General features: G+C 72.8%; 13 protein-coding genes. 7 read left to right on the top strand and 6 right to left on the bottom strand.

The genetic code is table 11. The annotated features are described in order from the left end of the window. Window positions 1-783, bottom strand: a 783-nt coding sequence (locus tag FV218_RS18025) for an amidase family protein (RefSeq protein ID WP_246685169.1), incomplete at its 3' end; no start/stop codon positions are given. Further along, the gene (locus FV218_RS18020; protein ID WP_056097330.1) at window positions 780-980 is read right to left on the bottom strand and encodes an AtzG-like protein; all 201 of its coding nucleotides are present in this window, start codon (window positions 978-980) and stop codon (window positions 780-782) included. The genes FV218_RS18025 and FV218_RS18020, both read right to left, overlap by 4 nt. A 179-nt stretch (window positions 981-1,159) precedes the next feature. On the opposite strand from FV218_RS18020, the gene FV218_RS18015 reads away from it, so the two are divergent. Continuing rightward, window positions 1,160-2,524, top strand: a complete 1,365-nt coding sequence (locus FV218_RS18015; RefSeq protein WP_147710982.1) for an 8-oxoguanine deaminase — start codon at window positions 1,160-1,162, stop codon at window positions 2,522-2,524. 18 nt (window positions 2,525-2,542) lie between these two features. On the opposite strand, the gene uraD is transcribed toward FV218_RS18015, so the two are convergent. Further along, window positions 2,543-3,424, bottom strand: a complete 882-nt coding sequence (gene uraD / locus FV218_RS18010; RefSeq protein WP_246685168.1) for a 2-oxo-4-hydroxy-4-carboxy-5-ureidoimidazoline decarboxylase — start codon at window positions 3,422-3,424, stop codon at window positions 2,543-2,545. A gap of 274 nt (window positions 3,425-3,698) precedes the next feature. Here uraD and pucL point away from each other — a divergent pair, with 274 nt between their 5' ends. Further along, a complete protein-coding gene (pucL, locus tag FV218_RS18005) occupies window positions 3,699-4,538 on the top strand; it encodes a factor-independent urate hydroxylase (protein ID WP_147710980.1) in 840 nt (279 codons plus the stop codon). Between the two features lie 585 nt (window positions 4,539-5,123). Further along, entirely contained in the window at window positions 5,124-6,560 is a 1,437-nt protein-coding gene (locus FV218_RS18000) for an acetamidase/formamidase family protein (RefSeq protein ID WP_147710979.1), read from the top strand. 6 nt (window positions 6,561-6,566) lie between these two features. On the opposite strand, the gene FV218_RS17995 is transcribed toward FV218_RS18000, so the two are convergent. Beyond that, on the bottom strand, window positions 6,567-9,326 hold the full coding sequence (locus tag FV218_RS17995; RefSeq protein WP_147710978.1) for a molybdopterin cofactor-binding domain-containing protein: 2,760 nt from the start codon (window positions 9,324-9,326) through the stop codon (window positions 6,567-6,569). Continuing rightward, window positions 9,323-10,138 carry an FAD binding domain-containing protein gene (locus FV218_RS17990; RefSeq protein WP_147710977.1) on the bottom strand — a complete coding sequence of 272 codons (816 nt, stop codon included), beginning with the start codon at window positions 10,136-10,138 and terminating at the stop codon, window positions 9,323-9,325. The genes FV218_RS17995 and FV218_RS17990 overlap by 4 nt, the downstream gene beginning before the upstream one ends. A gap of 396 nt (window positions 10,139-10,534) precedes the next feature. On the opposite strand from FV218_RS17990, the gene FV218_RS17985 reads away from it, so the two are divergent. The 4 genes from FV218_RS17985 (at window position 10,535) to FV218_RS17970 (ending at window position 16,552) form a co-directional block, all read left to right on the top strand. Then, window positions 10,535-11,044, top strand: a complete 510-nt coding sequence (locus FV218_RS17985) for a sigma-70 family RNA polymerase sigma factor (RefSeq protein ID WP_056097318.1) — start codon at window positions 10,535-10,537, stop codon at window positions 11,042-11,044. 300 nt (window positions 11,045-11,344) lie between these two features. Further along, entirely contained in the window at window positions 11,345-12,238 is an 894-nt protein-coding gene (locus FV218_RS17980; protein WP_056097443.1) for a FecR domain-containing protein, read from the top strand. A 176-nt stretch (window positions 12,239-12,414) separates the two neighbouring features. Continuing rightward, the gene (locus FV218_RS17975) at window positions 12,415-14,955 is read left to right on the top strand and encodes a TonB-dependent receptor (protein ID WP_147710976.1); all 2,541 of its coding nucleotides are present in this window, start codon (window positions 12,415-12,417) and stop codon (window positions 14,953-14,955) included. Between the two features lie 19 nt (window positions 14,956-14,974). Continuing rightward, a complete protein-coding gene (locus tag FV218_RS17970; RefSeq protein ID WP_147710975.1) occupies window positions 14,975-16,552 on the top strand; it encodes a PepSY-associated TM helix domain-containing protein in 1,578 nt (525 codons plus the stop codon). Window positions 16,553-16,622: 70 nt separating this feature from the next. Here the strand turns inward: FV218_RS17970 and FV218_RS22885 are convergent. Beyond that, window positions 16,623-17,714: hypothetical protein (locus FV218_RS22885; protein ID WP_187273097.1), on the bottom strand; the 1,092-nt coding region annotated here is incomplete at its 5' end.

The raw sequence follows: 17,714 nt of genomic DNA, 5'->3' as shown, positions 1-17,714 counted from the left end.
GGCGGGCTCGGGCGCCCGGTCGGTGGCGACGGGGTCCGCCGGGTCGGGTCCCTGCAGGGCGTCGTAGGCGAGGGCGAGGTCGCCGGCCGAGCGGGCCATCGGCCCGAGATGGTCGAGGCTGCCGACGAAGGGGAAGCTGCCGGCACGGCTGAGGCGCCCGTAGGTCGGCTTGAGGCCGAAGCAGCCGCAGAAGGCCGACGGCACCCGGATCGAGCCGTTGGTGTCGGAGGCGAGCGCCAGGGGCACGAGACCCGCCGCCACCGCCCCGCCGGACCCGCCCGACGAGCCCCCGGACATGCGGCCGAGGTCGTGCGGGTTGCGGGTGTCGCCGTCGTGGATGTTCTCGCCGGTGAAGTCGTAGGCGTACTCGCCCATGTTGAGGGCGCCGACGAGGATCGCGCCCGCGGCTTCCATCCGGGCGATCAGCGTCGCGTCCCGCTCCGCCGGCACCCGCTCGCGGTTGATCCGCGACCCGGCCCGCGTCGGCAATCCGGCGATATCGTAGAGATTCTTGGCCGCGAAGGGCACGCCCGCCAGGGGCCCGAGCGGCGCGCCCCGGGCGCGGGCCGCGTCGATGCGGTCGGCGCCGGCGAGCGCGCGCTCCGCCAGGACGTCCGTGAAGGCGTTCACGGCGGGATCGATCCGGCCGATCCGATCAAGGGCGGCGGCGACGACCGTCCGGGCGCTCACCGAACCGTCCGCCACGGCGGCCGCGACGGACGCGGCCGGGGCGATGCTCCAATCCTGACTCGAATCCGGCTCGCTCACGGGTTCGCGCCTCATGCCGCGAAGACCGGGGCGGCCTCGGCGGCGTCCGGCAGGGGGAAGGCGCCGACGAGATCGGCGGCGGCGTGGAGGACGCGCAGGTTGGCCGCGATCGCCGGCATCCAGGCGGGGTCGAGCGGCAGGGCGAGCAGGCCGGCCGCGGCCCGGGCGTAGGCGTCCGGATCGAAGGCCGGGTCGTGTGGTGCGTCCGTCATGCGTCTCCTCCTCGCGAGCGCCGGCGAGCCTTTCGGGACGGCGCGGCGCCGGCCTTGAGGCAAGTCCCGTTCCGGCCCGGCCCCGCGGCCGCCCGCGTCCGAGGCTGGGCCGAACGGCGTGAAACGTGCTCTATCCCGGCAGCACGGGGAGCCGGCGGCACGCGGAATCGGGAGTGGGGATGAACGAGCATACGGGCGGGGCCCGCCGCCTCTGGATCAGGAACCCGATGGCGATCCTCGCGGCGGAGGCCGCCGGCGGCGTCGTCGTCGAGGGGACGCGCCTCGTGGAGTGCGTGCCCGCGGGCGGACGGCCGGCGGCGCCGGTGCACGAGACCTTCGACGCCGCGCGCCACGTGGTGATTCCCGGCCTCGTCAACACCCATCACCACTTCTTCCAGACCCTGACCCGCGCCCATCCCCTGGCGATCAACAAGCCGCTGTTTCCCTGGCTCCAGGCGCTCTACACGGTCTGGGACAGGCTGACCCCGGAGGCGTTCCGCCTCGCCACGCGCCTGGCCTACACCGAACTGCTGCTGTCGGGCTGCACCACGGCGGGGGACCACCACTACCTGTTCCCGAAGGGGCTCGAGGCCGCCGTCGACATCCAGGTCGAGGAGGCGCGGGCGCTCGGCATCCGCGCCTTCGTCACCCGCGGCTCCATGAGCCTGTCCGTGCGCGACGGCGGCCTGCCGCCAGACGCCCTGGTGCAGGACGACGACACGATCCTCGCCGACAGCGAGCGGGTGCTGTCCCTGTTCCACGACCCCGCGCCCGGCGCGATGGTGCAGATCGGGCTCGCCCCGTGCTCGCCCTTCAACGTGACGAAGCGGCTGATGCGCGAGAGCGCGGCGCTCGCCGAGCGCCACGATTGCCGCCTGCACACGCATCTGGGCGAGACCCTCGACGAGGACGCCTACTGCCTCGCGACGTTCGGCCAGCGCCCCGTCGACTACCTCGAGGAGGTCGGCTGGATGAAGGCTCGGACCTGGCTCGCCCACGGCATCCACTTCACCGACGACGAGGTCGCCCGCCTTGGGCGTGCGGGCGTCGGCGTGTGCCACTGCCCGACCTCGAACATGACCCTGGCGTCGGGTCAGTGCCGGACCTGCGAGCTCGAGGCCGCCGGCTCCCCCGTGGGCCTCGGCGTCGACGGCTCGGCCTCCAACGACAGTTCGAACCTCATGGAGGGCGTGCGCCACGCCCTGATGCTGAACCGCCTCACCTACGGCGCGGAAGCCGTCACCCACCTCGACGCCCTGCGCTGGGCCACGGAAGGCTCCGCCGCCTGCCTCGGGCGCTCGGACATCGGCCGGATCGAAGCGGGCCGCGAGGCGGATCTGGCCCTGTTCACCCTCGACGAGCTGCGCTTCTCCGGCGCGCATGATCCCCTGGCGGCCCTGGTCCTGTGCGGGGCGCACCGGGCCGACCGGGTGATGGTCGCCGGGCAATGGCGGGTGATCGACGGGCACCCCGTCGGCCTCGACACGCGCCGGCTTCGCGAGGAGCACAGCCGGCTCGCCCGGCACCTGTTCGGCGCCGTCTGAGACGGGGCCGCGGCGGGGTCAGCTGCCGCGATAGGTCTGGTAGCTCCACGGGGTCGCGACCAGGGGCACGTGATAGTGGCCCTCCGGGTCGCCGACGCCGAAGCGCAGGGGCACGATGTCGAGGAAGGGCGGTTCGGGCAGGTCGAGGCCGAGGGTGGGTCCGACCCGGCGAAAGTAGTCTCCGAGCCCGAAGCGCAGCTCGTAGGTCGCCCTCGGCACGGGGCGTCCGTGGATCAGGGGCGCGTCGGTGCGGCCGTCCGCGTTGGTCACCGCCCGGGCGACGACCGCGGTCTCCGTCGCCGAGACGAATTCCACGAGCTCGACGGCCACGCCGGCCGCCGGCCGGCCCCGGACGGTGTCGAGGACGTGGGTCGAGATCCGTCCCGTGGTGGTCGGCGGCCCGGCGCCGGTCACCACGGCATTCAGGCGGATCGCCGCGATCCGCATCGCCTCGGCCTCGGCCTCCCGCCGCTCCGCGTCGGGGGACGCGGCCAGCCGTCGTTCGACGGTGGCGAGCAGGGAGGCGCGGCCGTGCCGCCCGGCGCAGAGGATGACGGGAAACCCGAACCGTTCGCGGTAGGCCGCACCGAGGGCCGCGAAGCGGGCGGCCTCGGCGCCGGACAGGCGATCGAGGCCCGCCGCGGCCCGCAGGGGATCGGGCGGGCCGGCGGGTTCGGGGTGTTCCGCGAGCAGGGCGAGCCGCCGGGCGTCCGGGGCCCCGTGGACCACGCCGCGCAGGGCGGAGAACAGGGCCTCGACGGTGGGAAAGGGCCGCCGCGCCGCGGCTCCCTCGGCCACCCAGGGCGCGTGCCCGAAGACGGCGCCGAGCGCCGCCACGACGTCCGGGACCGGCGCGTCGTTCAGGGCCGCAAGTGTCGTTGCCCCGTGTGTCGTCCCCACGTGTGTCGTTGCCCCGCGTGTGGTCGCCATGACGGCCGGGTCCCCGGTGGAAGCGGGTGATGGCGACGCATCGCAGGGCCGAACGGTGCCGGCTACGGGCCATCCCGTCTCCGGCCTGGCACACGCTTTGCCCCGTCGCAACGGCATCCCCGGGCGGGGGCCGCGCGGCGGCGGTGTCGAGCCTCCTTCGGCGGCCTCCGCCGGGCCTTGAGCCTCGGGCGGCTTTCGCCGACCATCGCGCGTCCGTCCGGCCCCGTCGTCCCTGGAGAGAACCATGCCCCTGACCGCTTCCCGGTACGGCAAGGCCCGGGTCCGGGTGATGCGGCTCACCCGCGACGGCGACCACCACACCCCGCGCGAGCTGTCCCTCACGGTGCTGATGACGGGGGCCTTCGACGCCGCCTGGACCGGGGGCGACAACCGAGCCTGCATCGCCACCGACAGCGTGAAGAACATCGTCAACGTGGTGGCGGCCCAAAACCTCTCCCTGGACAAGGAAGCCTTCGTCGAGGCCGTCGCCCGGACCCTCCTCGACACCTATCCGCAGGTCGCGGAACTGCAGGTCGAAGGCCGGGAGACGCGCTGGCTGCGCCAGACCATCGCGGGTGCGCCGCACGGCCACGTCTTCACCCTCGACGGCAACGGAACGGCCCATGTCCGGCTGGTGGCGCGCCGCGACGGGGCCGTGCTGCAATCGGGCCTGCGGAACTTCACCTTCATGAAGACCACCCGGTCGGGCTGGGCGGACTTCGTCCAGGACCGCTACCGCACCCTGGCGGACACCACCGACCGCATCGCCGCCACCGCCATGGACGCGACCTGGACCTGGGCGCGCATGCCGGCCGACACCGCGGTCACCAACGCCAGGGTCCTCGAAGTCCTGATGGCGGTGTTCGGCACGACCTACAGCGCCGGGGTCCAGGACAGCATGTACCGCATGGGCGAGGCGGTCCTCGACGCCATCCCGGAGATCGCCGAGATCGGCTTCGCCATGCCGAACAAGCACTACATCCCCATCGACCTGACCCCGTTCGGCCTCGAGAACCCGGGCGTGGTGTTCCTGCCGACGGACGAGCCCCACGGGCAGATCGAGGCGACCATCGGCCGGGACTGAGGCGCGAATCCGCGCCATGCTCGGTGAGGCATGGCCGAAAAACCGGCCCTCTACGATAAGGGACCGACCTCGCTGCTGTCTTCGTCGGTTTTTTGCGAAAGGGCCGTACGCCGCCTGCGCGCTGCATCAGGATGATGCATGTCCTTCGCGCAAGGTGTTTCTCTATTGAGTGCGCCCCTGCACAAATTTCAGGAGCCCCGATCGCCGCCCTGCCCTCTTTCTGGCCACGGCTCCGGACTGGGCTACGCCCTCGCCTTCACCCGCGCGCCGATCGGCCCGATCTTCCGGCGGCTCGCGGCGGCACGGGAAAAGGGCTTCCCCGTCATCCCCACCCGCGAGGGAGACCGGCGATCCACGCCGGCGCGCGAACTCACCGATTCCGTCGATCTCCCGATCGTGGTCGATCCATGCTTCAGCTTCGGCTTCGCGGCCTTGTCCGAAATCCGCAACCGCATCGCCGCCGCGCGCAACGCCGGGGCGGCGATGCCGCTGACGCTCGAGCGCTTCGGGCCGAACGGATCTCGGGTCGGGCCTGGCCGCCGGCTTGCGTACACGGCTCCGGACGCTTCCCACCGGAGAGACGAGATGTGCCTCGGCGACGATCCGACCTGCGCGGCCTTCGCGGAGCACCGCCTGCGCTACCGGCGTGACATGGAGCCCGAGCGGCGCGCCTTCCTCAAGAGCGGGTTCGTGGCGTCCGGGGGCGCCGCCGCCCTCGCCGCCGGCGGCTTCTCCCTGGTGAGCCCGGCCCTGGCCGAGGCCAGCAGGGGCGTGAGGCAATCCGCGCATTACCACCTCCCCGCCACCGCCGAGACCGTGCACTGGGGCTACTTCAGCAAGACCCTGAAACCGCAGGTCGAGATCGCGTCGGGCGACTACGTCACCATCGAGACGCTCACCCACCACGCCAACGACGATTCCGAGCGCATGGTGACGGGCGATCCCGGGGCCGAGAGCGTCTTCCTCTGGACGAAGGAGAAGAAGGGCGTCACCCGGCGCGGCGCCGGCCCGGAGGATGCCAAGCTCGGGCCGGGCGGCGGCCTCGGCGTGCATATCTGCACCGGCCCGGTGGCGATCCGGGGCGCCGAGCCCGGCGACGTCCTCGAAGTGCGCATCCTCGACGTGGCGCCGCGCCCCTCCGCCAACCCGAAGTTCAAGGGCTCGACCTTTGGCAGCAACGCCGCCGCCTGGTGGGGCTACCATTACGGCGACATGCTGGAGGGGAAGAAGCGCGAGGTCATCACCATCTACGAGGTCGATGCCACGGGCGGGCGCGATTGGGCGAAAGCCGTCTACAGCTTCCCCTGGCCCGGCGTCACCGACCCGAACGGGGTGCTGCACCCGACCATCGACTATCCCGGCATCCCCGTCGACCACACCAGGACCACGCGCACCTACGACGTGCTCAAGGGCATTCGCGTGCCGATCCGCCCGCATTTCGGGACCATGGGCCTCGCGCCCGCAGAGGCCGAGATGGTGAACTCGATCCCGCCGAGCTACACCGGCGGCAACATCGACAACTGGCGCATCGGCAAGGGCGCGACGATGTACTATCCCGTCGCCGTGCCGGGCGCCCTGTTCTCCGTGGGCGATCCCCATGCGAGCCAGGGCGATTCCGAACTCTGCGGCACGGCCATCGAGTGCTCGCTCACCGGGACCTTCCAGTTCATCCTGCACAAGAAGACCGATCTCGCCGGCACGTCCCTGGAAGCCCTCGATTTCCCGATGATCGAGACCGCCGAGGACTGGGTGCTCTCGGGCTTCAGCTATCCGAACTACCTGCGGGACCTCGGCCCCGACGCGCAGAACGCGATCTTCCAGAAATCCTCCCTCGACCTCGCCATGCGCGACGCCTTCCACAAGATGCGGTCCTTCCTCATGCACGCGAAGGGGCTGACCGAGGACGAGGCGATCTCGCTCATGTCCATCGCCGTCGATTTCGGAATCACACAGGTGGTGGACGGCAACTGGGGCGTACACGCCATCGTCAAGAAGGCGATTTTTTCGGAAAGGACGGCCTGACGGATTTCAGGTGGCGGAGCCCTCGCGCTCCGCCACCGCCGCCATCACAGCCCGAAAGATCCGGTCGGGCGCGAACGGGGTCGCGGTGAGGCGCGCGCCGGTGGCATCGCGGATCGCGTTGGCCAGGGCCGGGGCGACGGGGTTGTAGGGCGATTCGCTCATGGATTTGGCGCCCAGCGGCCCGATGCGGTCGTGGGTGTCGGCGAACAGGACCCGCGTGTCGGGCACGTCGGCGCAGGCCGGGATGTGGTAGTTGCGGAACGTCTGCGTGAGCACGCCGCCCGCCGCATCGAAGCGGTAATCCTCGTAGAGGGCGGCGCCGAGGGCCTGGGCCACCCCGCCCTCGACCTGACCCCGGCACTGCATCGGATTGATGACCACGCCGGCGTCCACGGCCTGGATGCTCGCCAGGATGCGGACCTCGCCGGTCCCCGGGTGCACGGCGACCCGGAACGCCTGGACGTTGAAGGCGACGGAGCGCGGGGAGCCGTCGGCCTCGGCCCGGGCCTCCATGGGCGCGAGGGACGAGAGCGGGACCGGGCCGGCGGGGGTTTCCACGACCTCGCCCGACAGGCGGCAGGCATCTGGGTCGACCCCCATCCGCTCCGCCGCCGCCCTCGTCAGGGCCCCGGCCAGTGCCGTCGCCGCGCGAAAATTGGCCTGGCCGGCGACGACGGTGCCGGTGCTGCCGTAGGCGCCGGTGTCGTGCGCGACGGCATCGGTGTCGGCCTGGATCAGGCGGATGCGGTCGGGCGTGGTCGAGAGCGCCTGCGCGGCGATCTGGGTATGCACGGTGCTGGTGCCGTTGCCGAATTCGGCCGTGCCGATGGCGAGGGCGTAGCCGTCGGGCTCGCGGCGCAGGTGCGCGTGGGCGAAGTGGCCGCGCGGCGGGATCGTGTCGATCATCGCCATGGCCATGCCCTCGCCGACGCGCCAGTCCGGCCCCGGCGGCGGCGCGCCCGAGTCTTCTGCGAGGGCCGCCTGGGCGAGGTCGAGGCACTGGTCGAGGCCGTAGGAGCCGTACTGGACGTCGTGGGGCTCCAGGCTGGTGGCGACCATCGGGTCGCCCGGCCGCACGGCGTTGCGGCGGCGCATGGCGAAGGGATCAAGGCCCAGCCCGCGCGCCAGCTCGTCCAGGGCCGATTCCACGGCGAAGATCGTCTGGCTGAGGCCGTAGCCGCGGAAGGCGCCCGCCGGCAGGGTGTTGGTGTAGACGCTGACCCCGTCCACCCGCTTGTTCGGGCAGGTATAGGCGGCGATGCACTCGTTGCAGCCGTGGTGCAGCACGCCGCCGGCGTGGTTGGCGTAGGCGCCGGTGTCGGACAGGACGGTCAGCTGGATCGCCGTGAGGGTGCCGTCGGCCCGCGCCCCCATCTTCACCCGCACCCGCATGGGATGGCGCGTGGTGGTGGCGGTGAACTGCTCCTGACGGGTCAGGTCCCACCGCACCGGCCGTCCGGTCCGCAGCACGGCGAGGGCGACGAGGTCCTCGGTGAGCATCTCCTGCTTGCCGCCGAACCCGCCGCCGACGCGGCCGCACAGGACGCGGATTTCGGCCCGGTCGAGGTCGAACAGGGCGCAGAGGGCGTCGCGGGTCAGGAACGGCACCTGGGTCGAGGACCGCACCACGAGGCGGCCCTCGGCGTCGCGCCAGCCGAGGGCGCCGTGGGTCTCGAGGGCGGCGTGCTGGACGCGCTGGGAGACGTAGTCCGCCTCGTGGATGAGGTCGGCTTGCGCGAACCCGACCGCGACGTCGCCGATGGCGCCGTGGGCCTCCGCCGCGAGGTTCGGGTGAGCCGAGAGCGGCGGCGCGTCGGCGCCGGGGGGCGGCGATGCGCGGTCGGCGGGATCGTGCACCAGGGGGGCGTCGGGCCTGAGCGCCGCGTCCGGATCGAGCAGGGCCGGCCGGATCTCGTAGGTCACCACGAGGGCCGCGACGCCGGCCTCCGCCGCCGCCTCGCTCTCCGCCAGGACGGCGGCGACGCGCTGGCCGACGAACCGGACGATGGAATCGAGGATCAGGGTGTCGGGGGCGTCGTCGGCGGGGTTCTCGTGGCGCCCGGTGGAGAAGCGCCGCTGCGGCACGTCCGCGTGGGTGTACACGGCCACCACGCCCGGAACGGCCAGCGCCGCCGCCCGGTCGATGGCCACGATGCGGGCGTGGGCATGGGGCGAGCGCAGCACCTTCAGGTGCAGCACGCCCGGCATCGCCACGTCGAGGGTGTAGGGCGCCGTGCCCGAAACCACCCCCGCGCTCGCCGGCGCCCGCACGTCGCGCCCGACGGGCGCGCGGCAGGCCTGGGGCGCCTCGGCATGGCCCGTGCCCGCCACGGCGTCGCGGATGGCGCGGTAACCGGTGCAGCGGCAGAGGTTGCCCTTCAGGGCCGTGTCGAGGTCCCGGCGCTGGCCCTGGTCGAGGGCGGCGGCCGTCATGATCAGGCCGGGGGTGCAGAACCCGCACTGGAAGCCCTGCGCGTCGAGGAAGGCGTCCTGCATGGGGTGGAAAAGCTCGGGGGGCCCGCCGCCGGGCCGGCACGGGCCGGCCAGGCCCTCGATGGTGGTCACGGCCCGCCCCTCGGCCCGGAAGGCGGGCTGCAGGCACGAATGCACCGGCTCGCCGTCGAGGTGCACCGTGCAGGCGCCGCAATCGCCGGCGTCGCAGCCCTTCTTGACGCCGAACCAGCCGAGCTCCCGCAGGAGGGTGCGCAGGCACTGACCGGGCCGGGCCGCTGCCTCCTGCGCCTGCCCGTTGACGGTGAGCCTCATGGGGCGAGCTCCCGCCGGATCTCTTCCGCGAGGAGGCCCGTGACGTGGCGGCGCCAGTCCGGCGCGCCGTGGACGTCGTCGTACCAGTCGGCCTCGGGGATCGCCGCGGCGATCCCCGTCCGCAGGGCCTCCGGGGTGGGCGGCCCGTCGAAGGCGATCCGCACCGGGCGCGGGGTCGAGGCCGTGACCGTCAGCGCGACGGCGCCGGATCGGTCGAGGGTCCCGATCAGCAGGGCGCCCGAGCGGCCGTTCGGGCTCAGGGAGATGCGGCGGAACGCGGTCCGCCGGGTGAGCGCCGCCGCCGGCAGGGCGATGCTGCGCAGGATCTCGCCCGGCCGCAGGGCCGTCCGCTGCGGCCCCAGCACGAAGTCGAGGACGGTGAGGTGCCGCTCGGCCCCGTCCGGCGCGCGGATCGTACACCTCCCGTCGAGGGCGGCCGTCAGGGCGATCATCGGCCCGGCCGGCAGGGCCATGCAGAGGTTGCCGCCGACCGTCGCCCGGTTCCAGATCTTGAACGAGCCGAGCAGCGCCCGGCAGCACCGGCCGACGAGGGGCGCGGCGATCCACGCCCCCGGCAGGTCGAGGCGGTCGAGGTCGGCGAGGGTGCAGGTGGCGGCCAGCGTCAGGCCGTTCGCCGAGACCGCGTGCGGCGGCCAGCCCAGGCCGGCGATGTCGATCAGCCGGCGCAGGTGCGGCTGCGGCTCCGAGAACAGCCAGGTGCCGCCGGCCAGCCACGCATCGCCGGTCCGCCAGGCGGGCAAGGCGTCGGCTGTCCCCGGGGTGATGACGGAGGTGACGCCGTTGAGATCCATAGCCCGGCCTCCAGGATGGTCCGGTCTTCAAGCAAGACTCCGTCCATCGATCGGTCCCATTCCGACCCGGGTGCGGAAGATGTCGCCCCGCGCCGTGACACGGTCCGATACGCGCGGACGGTACGCGCCGAACATGCGCAAGGTCACGGGAGTGTGTCCATGGTGCAACGCAGCGGCGTCTTTGCGGCCCGATGCGGACCGAGCCGCCTCGGCCTTCCCGTCCGGAAACCAACGCTTTCCGGTAGAAACACAAAGGCTTGCGACACCGCTGCGCGGCCTGTTTAGAAATCGTATAAACTGTTGAGATGCTTGCATAATTTCGCGACGGCCTGTCTGCTCGGACCCGACGTGATTGAGCAATGGTGCGATGATCCGGGGGTCGTTGGAGCGGATGGCATGCAGCCGGTATCGATCGAGGCGCTGCATCGGAGCGAAGGCGTAAGGCTGCGGCGCTTCCTGCTGCGTCTCCTGGACAATTCCACCGATGCCGCCGACGCGCACCAGGAGACCTACCTGCGGATGCTCGCGGCGCTCTCGCGCACGCGGGTGGAGCAGCCCTCCGCCTTCCTGTTCCAGGTGGCCCGCAACGTCGCCCTGCGGATGCGGAACCGGCGGCGGCTCGAAGGGACGCTGTTCCGGGCCACGACCGACGCGGATCTCGCCGAAATCGCCGATGGCTATGCCCTGCCGGAACGCCAGGTCATCGCCCGGCAGGAACTCAGGCGGCTCGCCATCGCCATCGACGCCCTGCCGCCCCGGTGTCGCGAGGTGTTCCTGCTCGCCCGCTTCGAGAACCTGCCCAACGGCGAGATCGCCGCACGCCTGGGCATCAGCAGGAACATGGTCGAGAAGCACCTCATCCGGGCGCTGCTGCAGTGCCGCCGCCAAGGCGGCGATTCTTTCTAAGTCGCCGCCAAGGCGACGATCTTTTCTGAGTCGCCGCGAGGGTGGCGATTTGGCCTGACGCGGGACGTCAGGCCCTCGGCGTGTCATTGATCCGAGCGTGTAGGAAGACGGGCCCGGGCGGTCCGGGCCCGGGGGGCGACCCGGCCCCGGTCTGACCCGGCGGGGAGCAGAACCGTGGCGAACGGCGACAAGACCGCTGCACGGGCGGCAGGCGGCCGGGATCGGGGCTCCGGAGATCCGGCCTCCCAAGATCCGGCCTCCCAAGATCCGTCCGGGGAAAACCCGGCCGGGGAAGACCCGATCCACGCGGCCGCCGCCGGCTGGGTCGCGCGGCTCTCCTCGCCCGATGCGACGCAGACGGACCATGACGCCTTCGACCTCTGGCGCGCGGCCGATCCGGCCCATGGGGCCGCGTACGCCGAGATGGAGGCGTTGTGGCACAGGCTGGGGCACGTCCCCGATCCCCGGCGGCGGCGCGGAGTCCCGAAGAAACTGGCCGGCCTCGCCGTCGTGGCCGTCCTGAGCGCCGCCTTCGCCCATGGGCTCGGCCTCCTCGATCGCCTGCGGTCCGATCTGTGGAGCGGCGTCGGCGAGATCGCGCATGCGACCCTCGCCGATGGCAGCCGCATCGCCCTCAACACCGACACGGCCGTCGCCCTGCGCTTCAGCGCGACCGAACGCGGGGTCGAACTCCTGCGCGGCGAGGCCTTCTTCGACGTCGTCTCCGACCCACGGCGCCCCTTCGTCGTCCGCGGCGACGGGTTGAGTGTCCGCGCCGTCGGCACCCGCTTCTTCGTCCGCGCCGACGGCACGGACAGGCCCGTGGGGGTCGCCGAAGGGCGCGTCGACGTCGCGGCCTCCGGCCGGCATCGGCTGATCTCGGCGGGCGAAGTGGTCCGCCGCGAGGACGATGCGTCCCTTGCCGTCGTCGGGGCGGACGTGGATCGGACCCTGGCCTGGCGGGACGGCCGCCTGATCTTCTCCGGCGAACGGCTCTCCGTCGTCCTGGCGGAGCTCGAGCGCTATCGCCACGGGCGCATCGTCCTGCTCGACGCCAGGGCCGGCGAACGGCGCGTCACCGGGGCGTTCGACCCACAGAACACCGACGACGCCCTGGCGGCGATCGGGGCGACCATGGGGGTGCGCCTCACCCGCCTGACCCCGCTCCTCGTCCTGGTCGGATCCCCGCTCTGAAAAAAATTCGCCCTCGGACGTCAGGAGATCGGCGCTCCGTTGATCTCTCTCGGCAGGGGACGAGCGAACGCCAAGCGGGCCGCCCCTCCGGGCAGAGGATGGGGCGTGCAATGGCGGTGCGAGGGCGTGGGTTTGGATGTGGGCGACGGGCGGGAACGACCCTCGCCCGCGCGTCGATGTCCGGGTTGTCGATGGCCGGCGCGTCGATGCTCCTGCTGGTTCCGGCGGCCGTCCAGGGCGAGGAAACCCGCCGCACGCCGCCGGGCAAGGGCCGGGCGGCGACTATCCTCGCCCTGGCGCCGGAGCCTTCGGCCCCGCCGCGGGCGGCGGGCAGCGTCGTCCTGACGATCCCGAAGGGCCCCCTCGAATCCGCCCTTGTCGCCTTCACCGAACAGGCGCGGGTGAAGCTGGTCTACGCGACGGAGCTCACCGCCCGCCTGACGACGAACGGCGCCGAGGGCGCGTTCGAACCCCTCGACGGCCTCGGCAGGATTCTGGAGGGCACCGACCTGACGTTCCGCGCCGTGGGCCCCTCCACCATCACCCTGGTGAACCCGCGCTACGTCCAGCTCGGGGGGGCGGCGGGGTCCGTGGCCCTCGAGGAACTGCACGTCGCCGGGCAGCCCCAGGGCCGCGGGGCGCCCACGGGTCTGCCGCCGCGCTCCGGAACCGTGGGCCAGCCGCCGGTGCCCTACGCGGGCGGCCAGGTCGGCACGGGAACCCGGGTCGGCCTGCTGGGCAACCGCTCGGTCCTGAAGACCCCGTTCAACGTCACCGGCTATACGGAAAAACTCATCAACGACCAGGAGGCGCGCTCCGTCGGCGACGTGGTGCTGAACAACCCGTCCGTGCGCAGCGACGCCCCGCCCTACAGCGAGCGCGATTCGTACTTCATCCGCGGCTTCTCGGTCACCAACCTCGACACCGCCTTCGACGGCCTGTTCTACATCGCCAATCCGCGCCGCAGCTTCACCGAAGGCCTCGAGCGCGTCGAGGTCCTGCTCGGGCCCACCGCCCTCCTCAGTGGCGGCACCGGACGGGTCGGCGGCACCATCAACCTCGTGCCGAAGCGCGCCTATGACGCGCCGCTCACGCGGGTGACCACGAGCTACTTCAGCGACTCTCAGTTCGGGACCCATCTCGACCTCGGGCGCCGCTTCGGCACCTTCAAGGAATGGGGCGTGCGCTTCAACGGCGCCTATCGCAACGGCGACACGCCGCTCGACAAGAACGCCATCGAGGTCGGCGTCGCGGCCCTCGGGATCGATTATCGCAACGACCGCTTCCGCGCGTCGTTCGACTTCAACCACTCGACGCAGAACGTCACCGCGCCGACCTCGCTGTTCAACGCGGTGGCGCCGAACATCCCCGTGCCGCGGGCGCCCAACGCCCGCCGCAACACCGCGAACGCGTTCGAGTACAACGACAGCCGCTACAACATGGCCGCCGGCCGGGTCGAGTTCGACGTGCTGCCCGAGACGACGATCTACGCGGCCGGCGGCCTCAGCCGCTACAACGAGGACTTCCTGACCTCGAACTACCGCGTCACGAGCCCCACGGGGCTGGCGACGAATTCCCTCGCGATCCAGCCCCTGGAGCTGCAGGGCTTCACCGGCGAGGTGGGGCTGCGCACGGCCTTCCAGACCGGCTTCATCGGGCATCAATTCACCGTCGCGGCCGTCGAGGCGGTCAACAAGAACTTTTCGCGGGGCTTCGTCCCGTTCGCCCTGCCGACCTACCCGATCAACATCTACAACCCCGTCGATCTGCCGTTCGGCTCCGTGCCCACGGTCGCGTTCCCCCGCTCCGACCGTCAGCCCCTCTTCACCGAGCTCTACGCCCGCAGCGTCGCCGTCGCCGACACCCTGTCCCTCGGCGACGACCGCTTCCTGCTGACCCTCGGCGGGCGCTTCCAGGAGATCGACCTGCGCAGCTACGTCACCCGGCCGGGACCGACCCAGGGGACGCCGGCGACGGGCTATCGCGAAGGCCGGTTCAGCCCCGCCATCGCCCTGGTGGTCCGGCCGTTCGAGAACCTCTCGTTCTACGGGAACTACATCGAATCCCTCGACGCGGGGCCGTCCGCACCGGTGACGGCGATCAATTCGAACGCGGTCTTCGCCCCCGTGGTCAGCCGGCAGAAGGAGGTCGGCGCGAAGGTCGACCTCGGCACCGTCTCGGTCACGACCTCCCTGTTCGAGATCGAGCAGCCGAGCGCGTTCACCGACCCGGCCACCCGGCTGTTCTCCGTCAGCGGCCTGCAGCGCAACCGCGGCATCGAGTTCAACGTGTTCGGCGAGCTCGTCCCGGGCGTGCGGCTGCTCGGCGGCCTCACCCTCATCGACGCGAAGCTCGTCAACACCGTGGGCCGCCAGTTCGACGGCAAGGCCGCGCCCGGCGTGCCCGATGCGGCGTTCAACCTCTACGGCGAGGTCGACCTGCCGCCTTGGCTGGCGCCGGGCCTGACCCTGACCGGGCGGGCGATCTACACCAGCCGCATGTTCTACGATCAGGCCAACACCCAGTCGGTCCCCGACTGGACGCGGTTCGATGCCGGCCTGCGCTACGCCTTCGAGGGCGTGAACGGCAAGCCCGTGGTGATGCGGGCCACGGTCCAGAATCTGTTCGACGATTCGTACTGGGCCTCCGCCGCGCGCGGCTTCCTGGCGGTCGGGGCGCCCCGGACCTTCATCCTGTCCGCCACCGTCGATTTCTGATCGGCCCGGAGCGCGGGCCATGAGGGCAACCCTCCGCCAGTCCATGGCGTGGCTGCACACCTGGTCCGGCCTCGTGGTCGGCTGGGTGCTGTTCGCGGTCTTCGTCACCGGCACGGCGAGCTACTATCGGCCCGAGATCACCCGCTGGATGCAGCCCGAACTCGGCACCCGGACGGCCCTCCCGGCGGCGGCGGTGTCCGCGTCGGTGGAGCGCGGCGTCGCCTACCTGCAAACCCACGCGGGTGCGGCGCGGGGGTGGTTCATCACGCCGCCGCGCCCCGACAAGCCGGTGGTGGAGCTGTTCTGGCGCAACGCGCCCGGCGTGCCGCCGGGGCACGTCCTCCTCGACCCGGAGACCGGCGCACCCGCGCCGGTGCGCGACACCAGGGGCGGCGACTTCCTCTACCAGTTCCATTTCGAGCTGCACCTGGCCCCGCTCTGGGGCCGCTGGATCGTCGGGCTCTGCTCGATGATCATGCTGGTGGCGCTGATCTCCGGGATCGTCACCCACCGGCGCATCTTCGCGGACGTGTTCACCTTCCGGCGGGACAAGGCGGCCCGGCGCGGATGGCTCGACGCGCACAACGTCACGGGCGTGCTGGCCCTGCCGTTCCACCTCATGATCACCTATACGGGCCTCGCCATCCTCGCCCTGATGTACATGCCCTGGGGCGTCACGGCCGCCTATAACGGCGACACGCAGGCGCTGTTCGCCGAGAGCGGCCAGGTCCCGCGCCTGCGCCCGCCCGCCGGGCGGCCCGGTACCCTGGCGCCCGTCGGTCCCCTGGTGCTGCGGGCCGTCGCCGCGCGGCCGGAGACCCTGGAGCGGATCGCGATCCGCAATCCGAAGGACGCGCACGCCACGGTGATCGCCCTGTTCGAGGCGCCGCACGGGCTCGCGCACGCGCATCCGCAGATCGCCTTCGACGGCCCCTCGGGCGCGTTCCTGGAAGGGAGCGCGGATGCCCTGAAGCCCGCGACCCGGACCTTCGCCACCCTGGTCGGCCTGCACGAGGCGCATTTCGCCGGTCCGGCCCTGCGCTTGCTGTTCTTCCTGTCCGGGCTGATGGGCTGCGCCATGGTGGCGACGGGCCTCGTGCTGTGGTCGGTGGCGCGCCTGCCGAAGCCCGGTGACCGCGCCTTCCCCGGCCTGCGGCTGGTCCAGGCCCTGAACGTCGGCACCGTCGCGGGCCTGCCGGCGGCGGTGGCCGCCTACTTCCTCGCCAACCGGCTCCTGGCCGTGGACCTCGCCGGGCGCGCGGAGTGGGAGATCCGCGCCTTCTTCGGCGCCTGGATCCTCACCGCGTTGCTGCCCCTCGTCCGTCCGCCGCGCCGCGCGTGGTGCGAGGGGCTGGCGGCGGTGGCGATCCTCTGCGTTCTCGTCGTCGCGGCCGATATCCTCACCCTGCCGCGGCACCCCGTGCGCGGAACCGGGGGCGACATGCTGTTCGCATGGTTCGACGGGGCGATGCTGATCTTCGCCGCCCTGTTCGCCGTCGCCGCCCGCAAGGTCGGGCGCTACGAGGCGCTGGCGCGCGGCGCGCGGCCCGTGACGGCCTCCGCCGGTCCGACGCCCGTCCGAATCCGCGGCCCGTGACGGCCTGTGACGGCCCGCGCGGCCCGGCGCGGGCCGGTGGTTTTCGCAGGCCGGGTTCGGCTCGGTCCGATCAGGCGCCCGTCGCCGCGGCGATGGTGGACGGCGCCCGGCTCCCGGTCCCGGCCCCACGCGGCGTTCGGGCCCGGCCCGGCTCCGCCCAGATCAGGCGCCCGATGGCGAGCCCCAGGCGGCGGCAGAACAGGGTGACGCCCCAGCACCAGCCCAGGGCCAGCCCGACCGTTCGCACCAGCTCCGTCAGCACGGCGCCGATCACCAGGGCGGCGCGGTCGAGGAGCTTGAGGACCGCCCGCGTCGCCGGCCCCATGCCCTCCGCCAGGCGGACCGCGCGGCCGATCTCGGCCGGGGACCGCGCCAGGGACAGGACCTGCAGGACGCCCCGCGTCCCCATCCGCCCCTGCAGGGCGTAGGCCCGGCCGCCCAGCGCCGTCAGCTCGGCGACGGCGCCCGTGCGCAGGCCCGCCCGCGCGGCGGTGCGGGCCCCGGCGAGGTCGAGGCGGCCGGCGGCCAGCGCCATGGCGCGCACGGCGCCCGGATCGACGCTTTCCCGCGCCAGCCGGGCGAGATGGGCGGCGAGGGGACGCGACAGGCGCCCCGATCGGTGGGCCGTCTTGAGCAGGGTCGCGCCGCCCCGCGCCACGGCGCCGAGGCCGCCCGCGTAGGTCGCCGCCGTCGCCGCCAGCCCGACGCCCGCCAGCCCGAGAAGGACGGTGTCGGCGGGCTCGTCGCGCAGGAGATGCCCGCCCTCCCGCGCGAGGTCGCGCAGGTCGCCGAGGCCGGTCAGGTCCGCCGCGAAGGCGCCGGCGAGGCCGACGCCGCTGTCGACCCGGCCCGTGAGGGCGCCGTCGGCGAAGGCCCGCGCCGTGCGCAAGGGGGCACCCTCCCCCAGGGCGGCGACCCGGTCGCGCCGGGCGGCCTCCACGGGGATGCCGCGCCCGTCCGCGAGGTCGAGGAAGCTCCGGGCCAGGGTGTCGTCCTGCGCCGCCACCGCCGCGTCGATCTCGTCGGCCACCCGTTCGGGCGTCGCCACGGGGTCGAGGCGCAGGCGCGCCAGGGCGGGCGGATCGTCGGCCGCGCGCAGGAGCCGCCACGCCAGGTGCGCCCGCGGCAGGAGCGCCCCGCCGGTGCCCGCCAGGAGCAGGGC

Origin of the sequence: Methylobacterium sp. WL69 (genome assembly GCF_008039485.1) — a bacterium.
GTDB lineage: Bacteria > Pseudomonadota > Alphaproteobacteria > Rhizobiales > Beijerinckiaceae > Methylobacterium.
Note: the sequence above shows the minus strand (reverse complement) of the source record. Positions and strands in the feature narration are given on the sequence as shown.

Coding starts and splice junctions, on each gene's coding strand:
- FV218_RS18020 (WP_056097330.1), bottom strand. CDS start 980: ATGACGGACGCACCACACGACCCGGCCTTCGATCCGGACGCCTACGCC.
- FV218_RS18015 (WP_147710982.1), top strand. CDS start 1,160: ATGAACGAGCATACGGGCGGGGCCCGCCGCCTCTGGATCAGGAACCCG.
- pucL (WP_147710980.1), top strand. CDS start 3,699: ATGCCCCTGACCGCTTCCCGGTACGGCAAGGCCCGGGTCCGGGTGATG.
- FV218_RS18000 (WP_147710979.1), top strand. CDS start 5,124: ATGTGCCTCGGCGACGATCCGACCTGCGCGGCCTTCGCGGAGCACCGC.
- FV218_RS17995 (WP_147710978.1), bottom strand. CDS start 9,326: ATGAGGCTCACCGTCAACGGGCAGGCGCAGGAGGCAGCGGCCCGGCCC.
- FV218_RS17990 (WP_147710977.1), bottom strand. CDS start 10,138: ATGGATCTCAACGGCGTCACCTCCGTCATCACCCCGGGGACAGCCGAC.
- FV218_RS17985 (WP_056097318.1), top strand. CDS start 10,535: ATGCAGCCGGTATCGATCGAGGCGCTGCATCGGAGCGAAGGCGTAAGG.
- FV218_RS17975 (WP_147710976.1), top strand. CDS start 12,415: ATGTCCGGGTTGTCGATGGCCGGCGCGTCGATGCTCCTGCTGGTTCCG.
- FV218_RS17970 (WP_147710975.1), top strand. CDS start 14,975: ATGAGGGCAACCCTCCGCCAGTCCATGGCGTGGCTGCACACCTGGTCC.